At 68.4% G+C, this 18,333-nt stretch carries 21 protein-coding genes; 10 read left to right on the top strand and 11 right to left on the bottom strand.

All coding sequences use genetic code 11. The features are described from left to right. Positions 1-27 precede the first annotated feature (27 nt). Genes FFI97_RS17050 through FFI97_RS17040 form a run of 3 tightly spaced genes read left to right on the top strand, consistent with a single transcriptional unit; the run spans position 28 to position 1,404 of the window. Positions 28-495 carry a winged helix-turn-helix transcriptional regulator gene (locus FFI97_RS17050; RefSeq protein WP_062473326.1) on the top strand — a complete coding sequence of 156 codons (468 nt, stop codon included), beginning with the start codon at positions 28-30 and terminating at the stop codon, positions 493-495. Beyond that, positions 492-971 (top strand): GNAT family N-acetyltransferase, encoded by a 480-nt coding sequence (locus FFI97_RS17045; protein ID WP_139702018.1) that lies wholly within the window; start codon positions 492-494, stop codon positions 969-971. The genes FFI97_RS17050 and FFI97_RS17045 overlap by 4 nt, the downstream gene beginning before the upstream one ends. A 31-nt stretch (positions 972-1,002) precedes the next feature. Further along, complete coding sequence (locus tag FFI97_RS17040) at positions 1,003-1,404, top strand: OsmC family protein (protein ID WP_139702019.1); 402 nt, start codon at positions 1,003-1,005, stop codon at positions 1,402-1,404. 131 nt (positions 1,405-1,535) lie between these two features. Here FFI97_RS17040 and FFI97_RS17035 read toward each other — a convergent pair whose 3' ends face one another. Next, positions 1,536-1,889, bottom strand: a complete 354-nt coding sequence (locus tag FFI97_RS17035; RefSeq protein ID WP_062473331.1) for a winged helix-turn-helix transcriptional regulator — start codon at positions 1,887-1,889, stop codon at positions 1,536-1,538. Positions 1,890-2,016: 127 nt separating this feature from the next. On the opposite strand from FFI97_RS17035, the gene FFI97_RS17030 reads away from it, so the two are divergent. After that, positions 2,017-2,895 (top strand): NAD(P)-dependent oxidoreductase, encoded by an 879-nt coding sequence (locus tag FFI97_RS17030; protein WP_139702020.1) that lies wholly within the window; start codon positions 2,017-2,019, stop codon positions 2,893-2,895. 3 nt (positions 2,896-2,898) lie between these two features. On the opposite strand, the gene FFI97_RS17025 is transcribed toward FFI97_RS17030, so the two are convergent. Continuing rightward, a complete protein-coding gene (locus tag FFI97_RS17025; protein WP_185993652.1) occupies positions 2,899-4,038 on the bottom strand; it encodes an alpha/beta fold hydrolase in 1,140 nt (379 codons plus the stop codon). A gap of 166 nt (positions 4,039-4,204) precedes the next feature. Between FFI97_RS17025 and FFI97_RS17020 the strand changes: the two genes are divergently transcribed. From FFI97_RS17020 to lpxO, 3 genes are all read left to right on the top strand, one after another. Next, positions 4,205-4,888, top strand: coding sequence for a response regulator (locus FFI97_RS17020; RefSeq protein WP_139702022.1), 684 nt, complete (start codon positions 4,205-4,207; stop codon positions 4,886-4,888). After that, positions 4,885-6,315 carry a sensor histidine kinase gene (locus FFI97_RS17015; protein ID WP_070062381.1) on the top strand — a complete coding sequence of 477 codons (1,431 nt, stop codon included), beginning with the start codon at positions 4,885-4,887 and terminating at the stop codon, positions 6,313-6,315. The genes FFI97_RS17020 and FFI97_RS17015 overlap by 4 nt, the downstream gene beginning before the upstream one ends. A gap of 93 nt (positions 6,316-6,408) precedes the next feature. Continuing rightward, positions 6,409-7,305 (top strand): lipid A hydroxylase LpxO, encoded by an 897-nt coding sequence (gene lpxO, locus FFI97_RS17010; RefSeq protein WP_095746352.1) that lies wholly within the window; start codon positions 6,409-6,411, stop codon positions 7,303-7,305. A gap of 10 nt (positions 7,306-7,315) precedes the next feature. On the opposite strand, the gene FFI97_RS17005 is transcribed toward lpxO, so the two are convergent. Beyond that, positions 7,316-8,008, bottom strand: coding sequence for a phosphatase PAP2 family protein (locus tag FFI97_RS17005; protein WP_260685036.1), 693 nt, complete (start codon positions 8,006-8,008; stop codon positions 7,316-7,318). Positions 8,009-8,128: 120 nt separating this feature from the next. Here FFI97_RS17005 and FFI97_RS17000 point away from each other — a divergent pair, with 120 nt between their 5' ends. The 3 genes from FFI97_RS17000 to FFI97_RS16990 are packed head-to-tail and all read left to right on the top strand — an operon-like array spanning position 8,129 to position 10,396. Next, positions 8,129-8,809 (top strand): response regulator transcription factor, encoded by a 681-nt coding sequence (locus FFI97_RS17000; RefSeq protein ID WP_062473345.1) that lies wholly within the window; start codon positions 8,129-8,131, stop codon positions 8,807-8,809. Then, positions 8,806-10,158 (top strand): sensor histidine kinase, encoded by a 1,353-nt coding sequence (locus FFI97_RS16995; protein ID WP_062473387.1) that lies wholly within the window; start codon positions 8,806-8,808, stop codon positions 10,156-10,158. Before FFI97_RS17000 ends, FFI97_RS16995 begins: the two co-directional genes overlap by 4 nt. Positions 10,159-10,174: 16 nt before the next feature. After that, positions 10,175-10,396 (top strand): oxidoreductase-like domain-containing protein, encoded by a 222-nt coding sequence (locus FFI97_RS16990; RefSeq protein ID WP_070062383.1) that lies wholly within the window; start codon positions 10,175-10,177, stop codon positions 10,394-10,396. Here FFI97_RS16990 and FFI97_RS16985 read toward each other — a convergent pair. The 8 genes from FFI97_RS16985 to FFI97_RS16950 form a co-directional block, all read right to left on the bottom strand. Beyond that, entirely contained in the window at positions 10,360-11,871 is a 1,512-nt protein-coding gene (locus FFI97_RS16985; RefSeq protein ID WP_139702023.1) for a hypothetical protein, read from the bottom strand. The genes FFI97_RS16990 and FFI97_RS16985 overlap by 37 nt on opposite strands. A gap of 10 nt (positions 11,872-11,881) precedes the next feature. After that, on the bottom strand, positions 11,882-12,685 hold the full coding sequence (locus tag FFI97_RS16980; RefSeq protein ID WP_139702024.1) for an aminoglycoside phosphotransferase family protein: 804 nt from the start codon (positions 12,683-12,685) through the stop codon (positions 11,882-11,884). A 14-nt stretch (positions 12,686-12,699) separates the two neighbouring features. Then, positions 12,700-13,176 (bottom strand): nucleoside deaminase, encoded by a 477-nt coding sequence (locus tag FFI97_RS16975; protein ID WP_139702025.1) that lies wholly within the window; start codon positions 13,174-13,176, stop codon positions 12,700-12,702. Positions 13,177-13,187: 11 nt separating this feature from the next. Next, positions 13,188-13,958 carry an ABC transporter permease gene (locus tag FFI97_RS16970; protein ID WP_139702026.1) on the bottom strand — a complete coding sequence of 257 codons (771 nt, stop codon included), beginning with the start codon at positions 13,956-13,958 and terminating at the stop codon, positions 13,188-13,190. 10 nt (positions 13,959-13,968) lie between these two features. Continuing rightward, entirely contained in the window at positions 13,969-14,829 is an 861-nt protein-coding gene (locus FFI97_RS16965; RefSeq protein WP_095950868.1) for an ABC transporter ATP-binding protein, read from the bottom strand. After that, entirely contained in the window at positions 14,829-15,863 is a 1,035-nt protein-coding gene (locus tag FFI97_RS16960) for an ABC transporter substrate-binding protein (protein WP_139702027.1), read from the bottom strand. The genes FFI97_RS16965 and FFI97_RS16960 overlap by 1 nt, the downstream gene beginning before the upstream one ends. Positions 15,864-16,018: 155 nt before the next feature. Beyond that, on the bottom strand, positions 16,019-17,017 hold the full coding sequence (locus tag FFI97_RS16955; protein WP_139702028.1) for a TRAP transporter substrate-binding protein: 999 nt from the start codon (positions 17,015-17,017) through the stop codon (positions 16,019-16,021). A 49-nt stretch (positions 17,018-17,066) separates the two neighbouring features. Beyond that, positions 17,067-18,332, bottom strand: coding sequence for a TRAP transporter large permease (locus FFI97_RS16950; RefSeq protein WP_062473357.1), 1,266 nt, complete (start codon positions 18,330-18,332; stop codon positions 17,067-17,069). Between the last annotated feature and the right edge of the window lies 1 nt (position 18,333).

Genomic DNA, 18,333 nt, shown 5'->3' with positions numbered 1-18,333 from the left:
ACCGTCCAAGGCCCCGCGCGGAGTGAAATGCCCGAACTCGACCGAATCGACCGCAAGATCCTCGACCTGCTGCAGCGCCAGGGCCGCATTTCCATGACCGAACTGGCCGAGCGCATCGGCCTGTCGGCCTCGCCCTGCGCCGAGCGCGTCAAGCGCATGGAGCGCGACGGCGTCATCACCGGCTACCACGCGCACGTGTCGCCCGAGGCGCTGGGCAAGACGCTACTGGTGTTCGTGGAGATCAAGCTCTCGGCCAAGTCGGGCGACGTGTTCGACAAGGTGAAGCAGGAGCTGCTGCACATGCCCGAGGTGCTCGAATGCCACCTGGTGTCGGGCAGCTTCGACTACCTCGTGAAGGCGCGCCTGAGCGGCATGAGCGAGTACCGGCACCTGCTGGGCGACATCCTCAAGAAGCTGCCGGTGGCGGCCGAGTCGCACAGCTACGTGGTGATGGAAGAGATCAAGGAAACGCTGATGCTGGCGGTGGACCGGTGAGCGCCGCCGTCATTGCCATCCGGCCCTGGCGCCTGGCCGACTTCGATGCGGTGAAGGCCATCCTCGACGACACCTTCGCGAGCACCTGGCTGCCGCAGCTCACGCCCGAGGCCGCCAATGCCTATGCCGACAGCGGCGAGCCCGTGGGCTACATCGACGAGAGCGGCCCGGCCTTCTTCGTGGCGGAACTCGAGGGCGAGGTGGTCGGCATGGTGCACTGGGAGCACGACTTCGTGCAGGCCCTGCACGTGCCCGCCGCGCACCAGCGCAAGGGCATCGCCCGCGCGCTCATGGCCTTTGCCGAAGCCGGCATGCGCGCCGACGGCGTGGCGCAGGCGCGGCTGGAGACCGACACCTTCAACACGCAGAGCAAGGGCCTGTATGGCGCGCTCGGCTACCGCGAAGCCGGCCGCTACCCCGACCTCGAATGGCACAGCGGATTCACGACCATCCTGTATGTGAAAGACTTGGCCTGAGCTTTCTTTTCACCCCTTCAAGGACATCGGCATGACCCTCTCGATCCGCCGCGACGGCACCACCGGCACGCGCCACATCCTCAAGATCCGCAACCACGAGATCCCCGTCGATGCCTCGCCCGCGGGCGGTGGCGGCGACGGCGGTGCCGAGCCGCACGACCTGTACGACGCGTCGCTGGCGGCCTGCAAGGCGCTCACGGTGCTGCTCTACGCGCGCCGCAAGGGCATTCCGGTGGAAGACATCGAGGTCGTGATCGATCGCGACGACAGCGAGGAACGCAAGGGCATCTACCGCCTGAAATCGGGCCTGCGCCTGACGGGTGAGCTGACCGAGGCGCAGCGCGACGAGCTGCTGCGCGTGGCGGGCAAGTGCCCGGTGCACAAGCTGATGACCGAAGTGAAAACAGAAATCGAAACCGGCTGGGCCGACTGAAGGCGCAATAAACCTACTGCGCGTCCCGATCTCGCATCTGCGGTCCTCACCGTACGGGAGTACGGTTCCGGTCCTCGACGCGACCTCGGGGCGCTCGCTACGGTTTCTTCGCGCCTTCAGAGGCGCCGGTCTTACTTCGCCGCTTCGGCCTGCTTGCGCGCTGCCGCCACGCGCTTGGCATAGCGGTCGCCCCAGTCGGCCAGCGGCCCCAGCGCCGCATTGAGCGTGGCGCCGAGCGAGGTCTCGGAATACTCGACGCGCGGCGGCACTTCGTGGAACACCTCGCGGTGCACGAGGCCGTCGGTTTCCATCTCGCGCAGCTGCTGGATCAGCATCTTCTCGCTGACCTCGGGCAGCAGCCGCTTCAGCTCGCCGAAGCGGTAGGGCTGCAGGTGCAGCTCCCACAGGATGACGGCTTTCCACTTGCCGCCGATGACCTCGAACGCGGGGCCGATGCCGCAGTTGTAGGGCTTCTTCGCTGCCATCTCTTGCTCCTTGCGATTCCAATACTTCCCATTTGGTAAGTACCTTACTTTATCGTAGGTACTTGACCATGTGGAAGTGTAATTTCTACCATGCAGGCGTCATCAACCACCACTGCATCGGATTGCCATGAGCAACACCAACAAGGAAGTTTCGGTTCTGGGCCTGGGCGCCATGGGCGTCGTCATCGCGCGGCTCTTTCTCGACCAGGGCTACAAGGTCACGCTGTGGAACCGCACGGCCGACAAGGCCGACGCGTTGGTCGCCCGCGGCGCCGTGCTGGCGCGCAGCGCGGCCGAGGCCTTGCGCGCGAGTCGCATGGCCGTGATGTGCGTGTACGACTACCGCGCCGCCGACGCGATCTTCGCGATGGACGGCGTGGCCGCCGCCATGGACGGCCGCCTGCTCGCACAGCTCACCACCGGCAGCCCGAAGGACGCGCGCGAAGCCGAGGCCTGGGCGCACCGCCACGGCGCCGCCTACCTCGAAGGCGCGATCCAGGCCGCACCGGACCAGATGGGCCGGCCCGACACGCCGCTGCTGGTGTCGGGTGCGCAGGCCGTGTTCACCGAGGCCGAGCCCTTGCTGAAGGTGCTGGCCGGCGGCATCGTCTACCTCGGCGAGAAAGCCAGCGCGGCCGCGGCCATGGACCTCGCCACGCTGTCCAGCATCTACGGCACGATGCTCGGCTTCCTGCACGGTGCGCGCATCGCCGAGCACGAAGGCTTCGACGTGGCCGAGTTCGGCCGCATCGTGGCGGGCATCATGCCGACCTTCGCGGGCTTTCTTCAGCACGAGGGCGCGGTGATTCAGTCGGGCGACTTCGCGATCACGCAGAGCCCGATGCGCATTTCGGTCGAGGCCACGCAGCGCATCCTGCAGACCGCGCAAGAGGCCGGCATCAACTCCGAGTTCCCGGCCTTTGCCGCGGGCCTTTTCCAGCGCGCCGATGCGGCGGGGCTCGGCGGCGAGGAACTGGCGGCGCTGATCAAGCTGCTGCGCAAGTAAGGATCAGGCCCAGCGCATCGACTGGATCGCGCGCACCACCTCGGCCTCGCGTTCCATGAAGAAGTCGGTGTGGTTGCAGTGGTCCAGCGTGAGCCGGTGCGAGGTCTGCAGCGCGGCCGCGAGGCGGTCGGCGTCGGCGCGGCGCACGCGGCGGAAGATGCGCAGGAAGTCGGCGGCGTCCTGGCCGGTCTGCGCGTCCAGCGGCCGTTCGAGCCAGGGGAACAGGTCGCGCTGGTCGAACGGCAGCGCGGTCACCACCAGCGCCGGCGCGCGCACCGGCCGGTAGTCGGGCGAGAAGCGGTGGGCCGCGGTGTCCATCGCAGTTTCCACGGCGTCGGGCGTGTTGGGGCGCACGCTGCCGTCGGCCAGCTCGTCGAGCGCGTCGCGCAGGTTGGCTTCGAGCGCGGGCCACCAGTTCTTGGACTTGCGTCGCAGGTACGCAGTGGCCGCCTTCATCGAGCGGCCGTCGTCGGGCGTGGGCGCAGGTTCGTCGAGCCGGCGGTTCAGCGGCGGGTCTTCGCCGCCGGTGTCGGCGTCCTTCGTGTAGTCGAAGGTGGTATCGAGGTACACCAGGCCGCGCACCCGCTCGGGAAAGCGGCCCGCGAAGCGCGTGAGCTCGTTGCCCGCGATCGAGTGGCCGCCGAGCACCACGCGCGTGAGGCCGAGCGCATCGCACAGCGCGGCCAGGTCGTCGACCAGCGTGTCGACCTCGTAATGCTGCGTGGCGCTCTTCACCGGCAGCGGCTTGTCCGACAGGCCGTAGCCGCGCCGGCTCACCGCCAGCACGCGCGAGGCGGCGCCGGCCGCGACCAGCGCGGGCGCCAGGCTGTCGAAGCAGCGCGCGTTGCCGCCCAGGCCGGCGAGCAGCACGAGCACGGGACCGCCGTCGTCGCTGTGCTGCCAGTCGCGCACCTGCAGCGAGACGTCGGGCGTGGTCGACACTTTCACGCGGCGGTCGGTGGCCGCCACGGGAAGGTCGTTGCCGATGGGAGTGGGGCCGGCGTTGCCGCCGCCACCGCCGCCGCCGCAAGCGGCCAGCCCGGCCGCGCTGCCCAGGAGCACGGCGCGCAGCAGGTCGCGGCGCTGGAAATGAAGCGGGTTCGCCCAGTGCGGGCGGACCGTGGAAAGACAGGGGCGAGGCACGTCGGGGCTCCAGGCATGAAGAGGAAAACAGGAGCCTTGCAGTGTGGGCACGCCGCCTGAAGAAGCCCTGCAGCCTTCATGAAGGCTTCCTGAAGCGCAACGACGGGGTGTGGCAGATACTTCGGCCACTTCCCGGAACCGGGCTTGTTCGCTTGGAATCCTTCCCATGAATCTTTTGCTTGTTGAGGACGATCTTGATCTTGGCAACGGCGTGCGCATTGCGCTCGCCAACCAGGGCCTGGACGTGGTGTGGGTCCGCCGGCTCGACGACGCCTTGCGCACCCTCGGCAACGGCGCCTTCGACATGGTGCTGCTCGACCTGGGCCTGCCCGACGGCGACGGGCTCGACCTGCTGCTGCGCCTGCGCCGCACCCGCCAGATCCTGCCGGTGCTGGTGCTGAGCGCGCGCGACGCGCTCAACGACCGCCTGCGCAGCCTGGACGACGGCGCCGACGACTACCTCGTGAAGCCCTTCGCGCTGGCCGAGCTGCTGTCGCGCGTGCGGGCCCTGGCGCGGCGCAGCTACGGCTTCAACGACGAGACCATCCGCATGCGCGGCCTGGCGCTGCACGAACCCACGCGCGGCGTGATCGTCGACGGCGAGCCGGTGGAGCTGTCGCGCTGCGAGTTCGACCTGCTGGCGCTCCTGCTCAAGCGCACCGGCCGCGTGGTCACGCGCCGCGTGATGGAAGAGCAGGTGCTGCCCGGCGGCCAGGCCAACGGCAGCAACTCGCTCGAGGTGCACATCTCCAACCTGCGCAAGAAGATCGGGCAGGGCTACATCCGCACGGTGCGCGGCATCGGCTATGTGATCGACACCCAGTCGCTGGTGCGGAGCCCGTCGAAATGATGCGCCAGCTGGCGCGCGGCTGGAAGAACTGGAACCAGCCGTCCCTGATGCGCCGCCTGCTGGTGGCGCAGATGGCCGTGGTCGCGCTGCTGTGGACCTCGGCCGTGGGGCTGCTGCTGTACGACTCGTACAAGGACCCGGGGCTGCTCCGGTTCACCAGCATCTTCAAGGCGGCGATCTCCATCGCGCAGAAGCTGGAGGACCAACCCGAGCGGCAACGAGAGGCACTCGAGGCCTTCGACGCCGCGCTCATCGAGGCGCTCAGCGACGGCGACGAAACCAACGAAGCCCTGGCGGTCATGCAGGTGTGGCAGCACGGCAAGCTGATCTACAACTCGCGCGCCGGCGTGCCCGTGCTGCTGAACTCGGTGCCCGACCGCAACGAGACCGTGGTCGCGGGCGGCCGCGAGTGGCGCGCGCGCACGATGGCCTCGCCCATCGCCGACACCCGCGTGGTGCTGGCCGAGCCCAGCGTGTGGCGGCTGGCCGTCACCGTGCTGTCGCGCGGCTACTACCTGCTGCCGCTGGTGATCAGCCTGCCGTTCCTTGTCTTTCCGGCCTGGCTGTCGGTGCGGCTGGCGCTGCGTCCGTGGCGCCAGGTGAGCCGCGAGACCGCCGAGCGCGGCCCCGACGACCTGACGCCGCTGTCGTACACGCCGCCGCACAAGGAGCTCAAGCCGATGGTGCAGAGCATCAACAGCCTGCTGCTGCGGGTGCGCGACAGCACCACGCGCGAGCGCAGCCTGATCGCCGATGCGGCGCACGAGCTGCGCACGCCGCTGGCGGCCATGCGCGTGAACGTCGAGGCGCTGAAGGAGCAGAGCAGCGACGAAGGCCAGCGCGAACTCATGGCCAACCTGCTGCGCAGCAACGACCGCGCGGCCCGGCTGGTGGGGCAGCTGCTGCAGCTCATGCGCAGCGACGCGGTCGCCACCAATGCGCTGCCCGTGATGTTGTCGCTCGACGGGCTGGTGCAGGACCGGCTGGCCATGATCGAGGGCCTGGCGCGTGCGCGCGGCGTGGAGCTCGAACTGGTGTGCGACGACGCCGTGCCGGTGCTCGGCGAGCGCGAGAGCCTGGTCTCGATGATCGACAACCTGATCGACAACGCGATCAAGTACAGCCCCTGCGGCGCCACCGTGACGGTGCACGTGGCGCGCGAGGGCGCGCGGGCGCTGCTGACCGTGGCCGACACGGGCCCGGGCATTCCGCCCGCGCTGCGCGAGCGCGTGTTCGACCGCTTCTTCCGCAACCCCGACCAGACGCAAAGCGGCAGCGGTCTGGGCCTGGCCATCGTCAAGTCGGTGGTTGACCGGCACGGCGGCGACGCGGTGCTGGGGGAGGCCCCGGGCGGCGGCCTGCTGGCCACGGTGCGGCTGCCGCTGGCGCAGGCCGATGTGCCGCAGCCCTTGCTCGTCGGCGCCTGAGCCCGGGGGAAAAGGCCCCGGCCGGGCCTGTTCCGGGGCAAGGATTTACACTAGCCGGCTCCCCCGGCGCTCGTCTACAGGACACTTTCACCAATGAAGTGGGTCATTCTTGCCATCTTCGTGCTCAGCGCACTCTACGTTCACTTCCGCGGCCAGGTCCGGCACAAGTTCTTCAGACAGCTCTCTGATCACTCGACCTTCCTGGCGCCGCTGAACGTCTTCATGTACCTTTTCTCGAAGGTGCCCGGTACGCCGTACCTGTCGCCCGCGCAGTTCCCCGAGATGCGCATCCTCGAGGAAAACTGGGAAGTGATCCGCGAAGAAGCGCTGGCCATGCGCAACGGCGGCAGCATCAAGGCCTCGAGCCAGTTCAACGACGTGGGCTTCAACTCCTTCTTCAAGAGCGGCTGGAAGCGCTTCTACCTGAAGTGGTACGACGATGCGCATCCTTCGGCCGCCGTGCTGTGCCCGCGCACCACCGAGCTGCTCAAGGGCATCGGCACCATCAAGGCCGCGATGTTCGCCGAACTGCCCCCGGGCAGCCGCCTCGTGCGCCACCGCGACCCGTTCGCCGGTTCGCTGCGTTACCACCTGGGCCTGTGGACGCCGGGCGTCGAAGGCTGCTACATCGACGTCGACGGCCAGCGCTACCACTGGCGCGACGGCGAGGCCGTGGTGTTCGACGAGACCTACATCCACTACGCCGAGAACACCACCGACCACGACCGCGTGATCCTGTTCTGCGACATCGAGCGTCCGCTGAAGTACCGCTGGGCCAGCGCCGTGAACCGCTGGTTCGCCAAGAACCTGCTGGCCGCCGCCGCCTCGCCCAACGACGCAGGCGACAAGACGGGCGGCCTGAACCGCGCCTTCAAGTACATCTACCAGATCCGCGTGATCGGCAAGCGGCTGAAGGCCTGGGACAAGCGCGCGTACTACCTGGTCAAGTGGACGATCTTCGGCGGCCTCGCCCTCTGGATCTTCTGGTAACCGACGGCGCTCACGCCTCGGCCAGCACCAAGCGGGCACGCGGCGCGCGACGCCAGCACACCAGGCCCGCCAGCAGCACACCGCCGAGCACGTCGAGCAGCACGTGCTGGCGCGTGGCCAGCGTCGAATAGACGATCCCCGCGGCCCACAGCACGTTCACCCATTGCGTCCACGCGGGCGCCTGCACGCTGCGCAGCTGGCGGCCGAGCCACACGGCAGCGAACACGGCGAAGGCCACGTGCAGCGACGGGAAGGCATTGCCGCCCGCATCGGCGCTCTTGAGGAACTGCAGCGCCGGGTACTGCGACCAGTCGATCGCAAAGCTCGGCACCACCGTCGGAAAACACCAGAACACCGCCAGGCCGATGGCCGCCATGAGTGCGGCCCCGCGCGCGCAGGCCCACAGCTCGGCCTTGTTTTTCGTGAAGGCCGGCGCGAGCGAGATATAGAACCACAGCGAGCTGTACAGCAGCATCGCGTCGTCGCTCACCTCCACCCAGTGGTCGATCGCGGTGAGCGGCATCACCGTGGGCACCGAGGGCGGGTGGTGCATCACCCAGAAGTACAGGACGAAGAAGCCCGAGATGCCGAGCGTGGTGCCGATCATCTTCACGACCCACAGCGTGGCGAAGCGCTGCCCCAGCGCCAGGTGCCAGGGCGTGACGGGGAGGGCGGCGGGGTTCGGGCGGGAGGGCAGCGTCACCGGTGCGCTTTCAGGAGAGGGAAGCGCCACAGCGTAGGCGCATGCATTGCGTGAACATTGCGTTACCTCATGTGGGGCTCTCTAGAATCACCCGCCTGTCCGGTCTCTCCCCATCCCCCCATGAGAATCCTGCTTGTCGAAGACGAAGCCGACCTGGCGCAGGCGCTCGCGTCGGCGCTGCGCCAGAACCAGGCGGTGGTCGATGTGGCGAGCTCGCTGCGCGCGGCCGAGGAGGCCGCGCTCGGCGCGCCCTACGACGTGGTCGTGCTCGACCGCGGCCTGCCCGACGGCGACGGCCTCTCGCTCGTCGCGTTCCTTGCGCAGAACCACATCGCCTGCGCCGTGCTCGTGCTCACCGCCATGACCGACGTGGCCGAGCGCGTGCTGAGCCTGGACGGCGGCGCCGACGACTACCTGGCCAAGCCCTTCTCGATGGACGAGCTGCTGGCCCGTGTGCGTGCGCTGGCACGCCGCCCCGCGGTGCGCGCCAACTTCATCATGACGCTCGGGCAGCTGCGCTTCGACCACCACACGCGCCAGGCCCATGTGGGCGAGGCCTGCCTCACGCTGCCGCGGCGCGAGCTGCTGGTGCTCGAGACGCTGCTCGAACACCGCGGCCGCACCGTGCTGCGCGAGGCGCTGCAAGACCGCGTGTACGGCCACAAGGACGACATCCAGTCGAACGCGCTCGACACGCACGTCTCGCGCCTGCGCTCCAAGCTCGACAAGGCGGGTGCGCAGGTCGAGATCCATGCGATCCGTGGGGTGGGCTACCTGATGTGCGCGCCGCAGTCGGCATGAGCCTCAGCTTGCTTTCGCTGCGCTGGCGGCTGATCTGGAGCCTGATCCTCTTGCAGGTGGTGGTCGGCCTGCTGGTGATGGGCGGCTTCCTCGGACTGGCGTGGGCGTTGGGCCGCGTGGTCGACGAGACCGGCCACGAGACGGTGGCGGCCATCCAGCGCGCCTTGATGCGCGGCGCCGATGGCCAGCTGGTGGTCGAGCCCACGAGCGCGCTGCGGCGGCTGCAGAAGGCCGACCCGCAGTTCTGGTTCATCGTGCGCGACCCGCGCGGCGTGCAGCTGCGCCACGGCGAGGTGCCGCCCGCCTACCTGCGACTGCTCGACGCGCTCGACGACACCGAGCGCGTGGCCATCGACCCCGAGAGCGACGGCACCCGCCCCAAGGCCCGCTTCGAGCGCATCGAATCGCGCGCCGGCCCGGTGGCCGTGATGGCGCAGACCGGCGGTCCGCTCACGGTGGAGAACACGCTCAAGGGCACCGGCATCGCCTTCCTGTTCCTGGTGGCGCCGATGGCGCTCGTCACTTGCCTGGGCGTGATCCTGGCGACGCCGTTCGTTGTGAAGCGCGGCCTGAAGGGCGTGGTGGCCACGGCGGAGCATGCCGAGGGCATCGACGTGCACGAGCGCACCACGCGCCTGCCGCTGGCCAACGTGGCCAGCGAGATTCGTCCGCTGGTCAACGCGGTCAATCGCGCCTTCGACCGGCTCAACGAAGGCTACGACCGGCAGGAGCGCTTCCTGGCCGATGCCGCGCACGAGCTGCGCACGCCGATCACCACGCTGCAGATCCACCTCGAAGGCCTGCCCAACGACCCGCTGAAGATGAAGCTCATGCAGGCCTCGGCGCGGCTGGCCACGCTGGCCGAGCAGCTGCTCGACCTGCAGCGCCTCGACCACGGCCTGTCGCTCGATCAGCAAGTGGAGCTGAAGTCGCTGTGCGAGCGCGTGGCGGCCGACATCGCGCCGCTCGCCATCCGCAGCCGCTGCACGCTGTCGGTCGATGCGCCGCAACCGCTCACGGTGCGCGGCGATGCGCCCTCGCTCGAGCGCGCGCTCACCAACCTGATCCAGAACGCCATCGAGCACGGCGGGCCGGGCTGCGACATCCAGGTGCGGCTGTGCGAGCCCTCGTGCATCGAGGTGCGCGACTCGGGCCCCGGCATTCCCGAGGCCGACCGCGAGCGCGTGGTGGCGCCGTTCCACCGGCTCGTGCCGCGCGGGCGCGGCGCCGGGCTGGGCCTGCACCTCGTGGCCGAGGTGGCGCGGCTGCATCGCGGCCAGCTGAGCATCGGCTCGAGCGAATCGGGCGGCGCGAAGATGCGGCTCGAACTGATGAACCTCGAGGCCTGAAGAAGACCCGCCCGCCATGAACGCCATCGACCGGCTGCCCGAACCCACGAACCTTGCCGGCGCGCAAGCGCTGATCGCGCGCGTGCAGGCGATGCTCGAAGCCGAAGGGGTGGCGATGCGTGCGCCGCCGCCCGAGCCCACCACCTGCTGCGGGCGCGGCTGCAATGGGTGCGTGTGGGAAGGGTGGCTGGCGGCGGTGGCTTATTGGCGGGATGAGGCGTCGCTGCGGCTGGATTGAGGAGGCGTCTCGTCGGTCGCGGAAACCGACGGGGCTGAGTCGGGCCTCATGTCGCTGTAGGGCGCTGGAATCTCCAGCGCTTGCGCGCCCGGCAGGCGTCGGACAAAGAGGTTGGTTGCCACGAGGTAGCGTGCCACGGTGCTGCGCAGATCGGTCGACTCGTACAGTGACTCGGTCCACCAGCGTTCGGTGAACATCACCTTGTAGGCGGGACCTTCCTTCAGCAGGTAGAGGGTGCTGTCGCCGCCGACCCGCTCGGTCTTGATCTTGCCTTCGTGCCAGCCAGCGGCCATCGCGTGGTCCACCAGCGCCTCGACGTCGACCGTGAACACGGCCTGGATATCCTCCGACGCGAAGTCTTCGAAGAATGCCTTGCTGTTTTTTCTGCCGTAGGCCGTGCGGACCAACGCAAGCTCCTCGCCGTGCAGCAGGGCATTGAGCTGTGCCAGGCGATCCGGCGGTTGCACCATCCGGTGGGGCGTGATCAAGGGCGGCGTGGCGAGGCTGGTGACATAGAACGGCTCGGTTCCCGCTTCCTGGTTGGCGGACAACGTCAGGTGCCAGCGCTCCTGTGCCTTGCGCGGCATGTTGCGCGATGCCGTCACGGTGCCGGCATAGTGCACGTGGCGTTCACCTGTGCCGGTGAGCGTCGATGAAACGCAGTCGGCGGGGTCCGCGTCCCACGCCCAATCGTTCACCGACCAACTGCCATCCTCCTTGTCGTTCACCGTCTGGACGACCAAGCGAGCGAAGACTTGGGGCGGCGGTTCCGCGGGTTGATCGCCCACTGACGCTGGCACCGTGGCATCCACGCGAAACGCCAGGGGTTCGCCGATGCGAAAGCGCTCGTCGCGACTGACATCGATCGCGTTCAGGGCCTGGCGCGGTGGCACCGCAGTTCGGAAAAAGCCGTAGGCGGTCGACAGTGTCAGCACGGTGAAGACCGGAAACACCGGCAGCCCCACCAGCAGCCACAGCAGGTTCCAGCCTCCTTCCAACGACCAGCGCAGTGCGTTGAACCCGAAGGCGGCAAAGAAGGCCAGCACCGCCAGCGCGACCAGCGATGCCAGCCAGTCGGTGAGACGGGTCCGTTGGGGAGCATCTGAAGGTGGCGGTGCCGGAGACGTCCACGCCGTGTCGTGCCGCTGCACGATGCGCGGCAGGCCGATCACGCGCGGATCGGGCAGCGGTGTCCAGAAGCTGTCGTCCTGCGCGGCCAGCGCGATCGTGCGGATGCCATCGCGGTGTTCAAGCTGCAGCGCGGCCTGCGTGACGCCGTCCTGCGTCGCGTCTTCAAAGCTCAGAGGACGCGCATCGGGCACGCGGTGGTAGCGGCGCTTCTCGACGTCGACGATCAGCGTGTCCGCACCCGCCGATGCCGCATGAAAGCGCTCGTCAGAAGACGCAAGGCCTTCCGACACCGGCAGCGCCAGAACCCGCGCGAGGACATCGAGGTAGGAGTGAGGGCGAGACATGCGTCCGAATCTAGCCGGCGATCCCGAGCGCCGCGGCCGCCAGCTTCGCCACCTCCAGCGTGCTCCCAGGCGCTTCGCCATCTTCCAGCATCCACACCGACGACAGCCCGGCCCACGCCAGCACCCATTGCAGCAATCGCAGCCGCTCGATGCCCGTGGCCTCCGCGATGACCTCGATGCGACGCGCGAAGCGCCCGGGCGCTAATGCACTCTCGCCGTCCGGGTTGCACAGGATGTTCGCGTGGTCGAAGCCGCGCTCGCCGTGCAGGCCCTTGGGGTCGATGGCGAGCCAGCCGGCCGGGCCGAAGTCGAGCACGTTGCCGTGGTGGATGTCGCCATGCAGCACGACCCCATCGCGCGGCGCGGCCAGCAGCTCGCGTGCGGTGTGTGCGCTGTGGTCGAAGACGCCGCCGTGCGTGGCCGCGCCGGCCCACAGCGATTCGAACCAGCGCGCGAGCGGCACCAGCGTCGGGGGCGGTGGCGTGTGGCGCGGGGCATGCAGGCGCGCGGCGGCGGCGCACAGGATGCGCGTGGCCTCGTCGTCGCGGCCTTCGTAAACCAGCTGCGCGAGCGAGGCCGTGCCCTGTGCGCGCACCATCAACAAGGCCTCGTCGCTATGGGCCAGCACGGGGGCGGCGCCATCGCCGTTCCACCAAGCCATCAACAGGCTGCCCGCCTGCTCCTCGGCCTCGTGCGACACCTTGAGCATGGCCGCCACGCCCTGCTGGCGCACGGGCAGCAGCGTGCCGCTCAGCGAGGTGAAGGCCTCGCCGTCGGGTGTGAGATGCCAACGTGCCAGGTAAGGCGCGAACACGCCCTGCGGGTCCACTAGCGCGATTCCCAGAACCCCCGGTGCGTGGCGATCATCTCGTCGGCCACCTCGGGCACGGGGCCGATCACCTCGACGGGTTTCTGTCCGCGTGCGAAGACCTCGCGGCAGGGCAGGCTCAGCGTGGGGTTCTCGGGGTGGTCGCCGGTGAGGGCGAGCAGCGCCGATTCTTCCGCGCCGTACACCACGCGCCCGATGTTGGCCCAGTAGCTCGTGCCCGCGCACATGGCGCAGGGCTCGAAGGTGGTCACCAGCGTGCACTGCCACAGGTACTCGGGCGGCCAGTTCTGCGCCGCGTGGCGCGCGAGCGTGGCCTCCGCGTGGTGCACCGTGTCGATGTTGCCCTGCTCGGCGAGGATGGTCTCGCCGTCGGGTGCGACGAGCACGGCGCCGAAGGGGTGGCGGCCCATGGCCATGGCGCGTCGTGCCACGGCGTCGGCGCGACGCAACGCGCGGGTGATCTGTTCGGGGGTCATGCCCCCATTATTTATGCGTTCTGCGAGCCGCGGTGTGCCCAGCCTGTCGTGTGTTTCTCGATGAGGCTGAACAGCTCATACATGATCATCGCCATCGCGCCCACCACCATCAGCCCCGCGAAGGCCAGGCCCATCTGCATGGCCGAACCGGCCGAGATCAGCAGGTAGCCGATGCCCTCGTTGGCGGCGGTCATCTCCGACACTGTGGTGCCGACGAAAGCCAGCGTGATCGCCACCTTCAGCGAGCCGAAGAAGTAGGGCATGGAGCGCGGCAGGCCGATCTTGATGAGCACGTCCCAGCGCTTGGCGCCCAGCACGCGCAGCACGTCTTCCAGCTCGGGCTCGAGCGTGGCCAGGCCGGTCGCGATGTTCACCATGATCGGGAAGAAGCTGATCAGGAACGCCGTGAGGATCGCCGGCCCGATGCCGATGCCGAACCACACGACCAGGATCGGCACGAAGGCCGCCTTGGGCAGGGCGTTGAAGGCCGTCATCAGCGGGTAGATCGCCGCATAGGCCAGGCGCGAGCTGCCGATCACGAAGCCCAGCAGCACGCCCACCACGATCGCCAGGCCGAAGCCTGCCATCGTGACCCAGAAGGTGCGCCACGCGTGGCCCGCGATGATTTCCTTGAACTCCCAGAACTGCTCCCAGATGCGCAGCGGGCTCGGAAAGATGAAGTCCGACACGCCGAAGCCCGCGCAGATCACCTGCCACAGCAGGAGCACCGCCACGAGCAGCAGCCACGGCGACCAGCGCTCGAGTTGTTTGCTGTTTTTCATCGCCGCCTCCTCAGTGCGCTGCCGCCGCCGCGGCGGAGGTTGTGGTGGCGTTGCCGCGGATGGCGCCGATGTGGCCGCGCAACTCGAGCACGATGTCGGTGAACTCCTTGGTGTAGGTCAGCTCCAGCTCGCGCGGGCGCGGCAGGTCGATCTCGCGCTTCACCACGAAGCGTCCCGGGCTCTTGCTCATCACGTACACCGTGTCGGCCAGGAACACCGACTCGCGCAGGTCGTGCGTGACCAGGATCACGTTGAACTGCTGCTCGGTCCACAGGTCGCGCAGGATGCACCACAGCTCTTCGCGCGTGAACGCGTCGAGCGCGCCGAAGGGCTCGTCCAGCAGCAGCATCTTGGGCTCGTGGATGAGCGCGCGGCAGATGCTCGCGCGCTGCTGCATGCCGCCCGAGAGCTGCCACGGAAACTTGTCCTCGTAGCCGCCCAGGCCCACCTTCTGCAGCAGGCGGCGGGCGCGCTCTTCGTATTCCTTGCGCTTGGCCTTGAAGTTCGAGCGGTAGGGCTCGACGATTTCCAGCGGCAGCAGCACGTTGTCGACCGTGGTGCGCCACGGCAGCAGCGAGGGCGCCTGGAAGGCCATGCCCGAGATCTTCAGCGGCCCGGTCACGGGCTGGCCGTCGATGCGGATCTTGCCCATCGAGGGCATCTTCAGCCCCGTGGTGAGCTTCATGAAGGTCGACTTGCCGCAGCCCGAGGGGCCGACGATGGCGATGAACTCGCCGCGCGTCACCTTCAGGTCGATGGCCTCGACCGCGAAGTGGTTGGCGCGCAGCAGCTCTTCGTTGTAGGCGAGCCAGACGTCCTGGAAATCGACGAAGGGGGCGGCCGCGTCGGGTGTCGTTGCGCCGGCCGCCATCACTTGCGCAGGATTCCGCTGAGCTCGGCCGCGGGCGGGAGCAGGGCCGCGGTCCACACGGCGTCGGGGCTCACGCGCGTCTTGGTGTTGAAGGCGTCCGAGACCTGCGAGGCCATGAGCGACATGCGGCCCGCGTTGACGGCACCGAAGCCGTCGGTGCGCGCGTCGGCGCTGTTGATGACGGTGTCGATCGCCAGCTGCAGGCGGCGCGTCTCGAGCTTGCTGTCGATGATGCCGTCGCGCGCCTTCACCGACTCGATGCCCAACGCCGGGTTGGCGATGACTTCCTTGGCGCCCTTGGCGAAGGCCGAAAGGAACTTCTTCACCGCCGCCGGGTTGTCCTTGAGCAGCTTGGGCGAGGCGATGATCACGTTGCCGTACAGCTTCACACCGTAGTCGGGGTAGGGCAGGATCACCACGTCGGCCGCCTTGGCGCCGCGCGCCTCCAGGTTGAGCAGCGAGGTGAAGGTGAAGCCCGTGATGGCGTCGATGTCGCCGCGCACCAGCATGGTCTCGCGCAGCGTCGGGTCCATGGCGGTCCAGTTCACGGCGCCGATGTTGTTGGCCTTGGCGAAGATCGGGAACGCGCGGCGGCCGGCGTCGAACACCGGCGCGCCCAGCTTCTTGCCGGCGAGGTCGGCCGGCTTGGTGATGCCGCTCTTCTTGAGTGCCATGACCGAGGCCGGCGTGTTGTTGTAGACCATCATCACGGCGACCGGCTTGTTCGGGCTGTCGGGGTTGTTGGCGTGGAACTCCATCAGCGCCGCGAGGTCGGCAAAGCCCATGTCGTAGGCGCCCGAGGCCACGCGCGTCACGGTGCCGCCCGAGCCGTTGCCGGCGTCGATGGTCACGTCCAGGCCGGCGGCCTTGAAGTAGCCCTTGGCCGCGGGATGCAGGAACAGCGCGGCCGGTCCTTCGCAACGCCAGTCGAGCTGGAACTTGATCGGCGTCGGGCTCTGGGCCATGGCCGAAGACAGGCCGAAGCTGAGGGCCGAGGCGGCGAGGAAGGACTGGATCAGTTGACGCTTGTTCATGCGGGTTCCGTGAAGGTGAATGCTTCGGCATTCAAGCAAAAACGGTGCCCGCACGCGATTGGTGCGAACCCTTCCGGTGAATCACCGAGGTGCGTGGCCCGCCCAGGGCGTGTGCGGCGTGCACCGCGCCTGGGAATCCGGGCCGTGGACCGCCGTCAGAGCGCGGCGCCGATCTTGCGCAGCTCGGCGATCTGCGGCGCCTTGGGCAGCCAGACCTTGTCGAATTCGGCGATGACCGGCGCGGGGTTGTAGTTGCTGGCATTCTTGATCGCGATGCCGCTGGCCTTGAACTTGTCGATGAGGCCCAGCTCGGTGGTCACGATGTCCTTGATCTGCGCGTCGAGCTGCTGCTTCACGAGGTCGGTGATGAGCGCCTTGTCTTTCGCGTCGAGCGTCTGCCAGATGCGGCCCGACACCAGCGGGGCGAAGGGCATGAACAGCGCGTTCATCGGCAGCAGCGTTTTCGAGACGCGGTCGAAGCGCTGGTTCCACGAGAACTCGATGTCGGCTTCGAGCCCGTCGACCTGGCCGTTGGACATCGCGTCGAACACGCCCGGCGTGGGAATGGGCGTGGGCGCGGCGCCCAGCAGCTGGTAGAAGTCGCGGTACACCGGCGTGGGGTTGATGCGCAGCTTCATGCCCTTCAGGTCGGTGGGCGAGGCGATGTCCTTGGTGGCGAACACCACGCGCATGCCGGTGATGCCCCAGCCCAGGCCGATGGTGCCGGTCTCGCGCGGCAGCACGTCGAGCAGCTTGAGCGCCGCGGGCGTGCGCACGAGCGAGGCGACGTTGGTGGTCGAACGCACGAGGTACGGTGCGTTGATGGCCGCCACGCTCGCCACGCGCGAGCCGAGTTCGGCCGCCTGGATCCAGCCCATGTCGAGCGCGCCCGACTGCAGCTGCTGCATCATGGCCGACTCGTTGCCGAGCTGGCCCGAGTGGAACACCGTGGCGCTCAGGCGGCCGTCGGTGGCCTTCTTCAGTGCCTCGCCGAAGCTCACCGCGGCGCGGTTCCACGAGTGCCCCGCGGGCGTGATGAGGCCCAGGCGGAATTCCTTGGCGGCGGCGGCACGCGACACGGTGCCGAAGAGGGCGGTCGACGCGGCGGCGGTGCCGGCGGCGGCCTGGACGAACTGGCGGCGGGAGAGGGGCATGCGAAGCTCCTGTGGGGTGAGGTGAAGGAACGGGAACGCGGATCAGCGCTTACTTGATGAGCGCGAGAGAAAGACTCGGGAACAGCGACAGCAGCACCAGCGCCACGCAGCAGATCAGGAAGAAGGGCAGCGTGACGATGAACATCTTTCCGGGCTTGGCCCCGGTCACCGCCGACGCCACGAAGAAGCTCAGCCCCACCGGCGGCGTCATCAGCCCGAGCACGAGGTTGATGACCACCACCACGCCGAAGTGGCGCGGGTCGATGCCGTAGATTTCCGTCGCGATGGGCAAGAGGATCGGCACGGTCATGATGAGACCGGGAATGCCGTCGATCACGGTGCCGATCACCAGCAGGATCACGTTCACCAGCAGCAGGAAGGCGATCGGGTCCTTCGCCACGGTCTGTATCCACGCGGCCGTGGCCTGCGGCACCTTGCCGTAGATGAGCAGCCACGAGAACACCGCGGCCGCCGCCACCAGGAACAGCACCACCGCCGAGTAGATCGCCGACTTCAGCAGGATCTGCGGAATCATCGCGAAGCGGAATTCCTTGGTCACGTAGCGCCCCACCAGCACCGCCGCCACCGCGCCCACCGCCGCCGATTCGGTGGGGTTGGCCAGGCCGCCGAGGATCGAGCCGACGATCACGATGGGAATGAGCAGCGTCGGGCAGGCCGTGAGGATCGTGTGCAGCCGCTGGCGGGCGGTGCGCTTCTCGGTGCGCGGGTAGTTGTAGATCACGCCCATGCCGGCGATCACGATGAAGAACAGCACCGTGAGGATCACGCCGGGGATGATCCCCGCGATGAGCATGTCGCCCACCGCCACCTGCGCGAGCACGCTGTACACCACGAACATCACCGAGGGCGGAATGATCGGGCCGAGCATGCCGCCGTACACCGTGATGCCGGCCGCGAAGGTCTTGTCGTAGCCCTGCTTCTCCATCTCGGGCACCATGATCTGGCTCATGATCGCCACCTGCGCGGTGGCCGAGCCGATGATCGACGACACCAGCATGTTCGCCAGGATGTTCACGTATGCGAGACCCCCCTTCACCGAGCCGATGAAGGCGAGCGCGAGGTCGACGAGGCGGCGCGTGATGCCGCCGCCGTTCATGATCTCGCCGATGAGGATGAACAGCGGAATCGCGATGAGGCTGTAGCTGTCGACGCCGCCGAACATCTGCACCGGGAACGACTGGAACAGCACCGTGTCGCCCGAGTTGAGGATGTAGACGATGCCCGACAGGCACAGGCAGGCACCGATCGGCACGCCGACCAGCATGATCAGCAGGAAGAAGGCAGAGGTCAGCATT

The organism is Variovorax sp. KBS0712 (assembly GCF_006323185.2).
Classification (GTDB): Bacteria; Pseudomonadota; Gammaproteobacteria; order Burkholderiales; family Burkholderiaceae_C; genus Variovorax; species Variovorax boronicumulans.
Note: the sequence above shows the minus strand (reverse complement) of the source record. Positions and strands in the feature narration are given on the sequence as shown.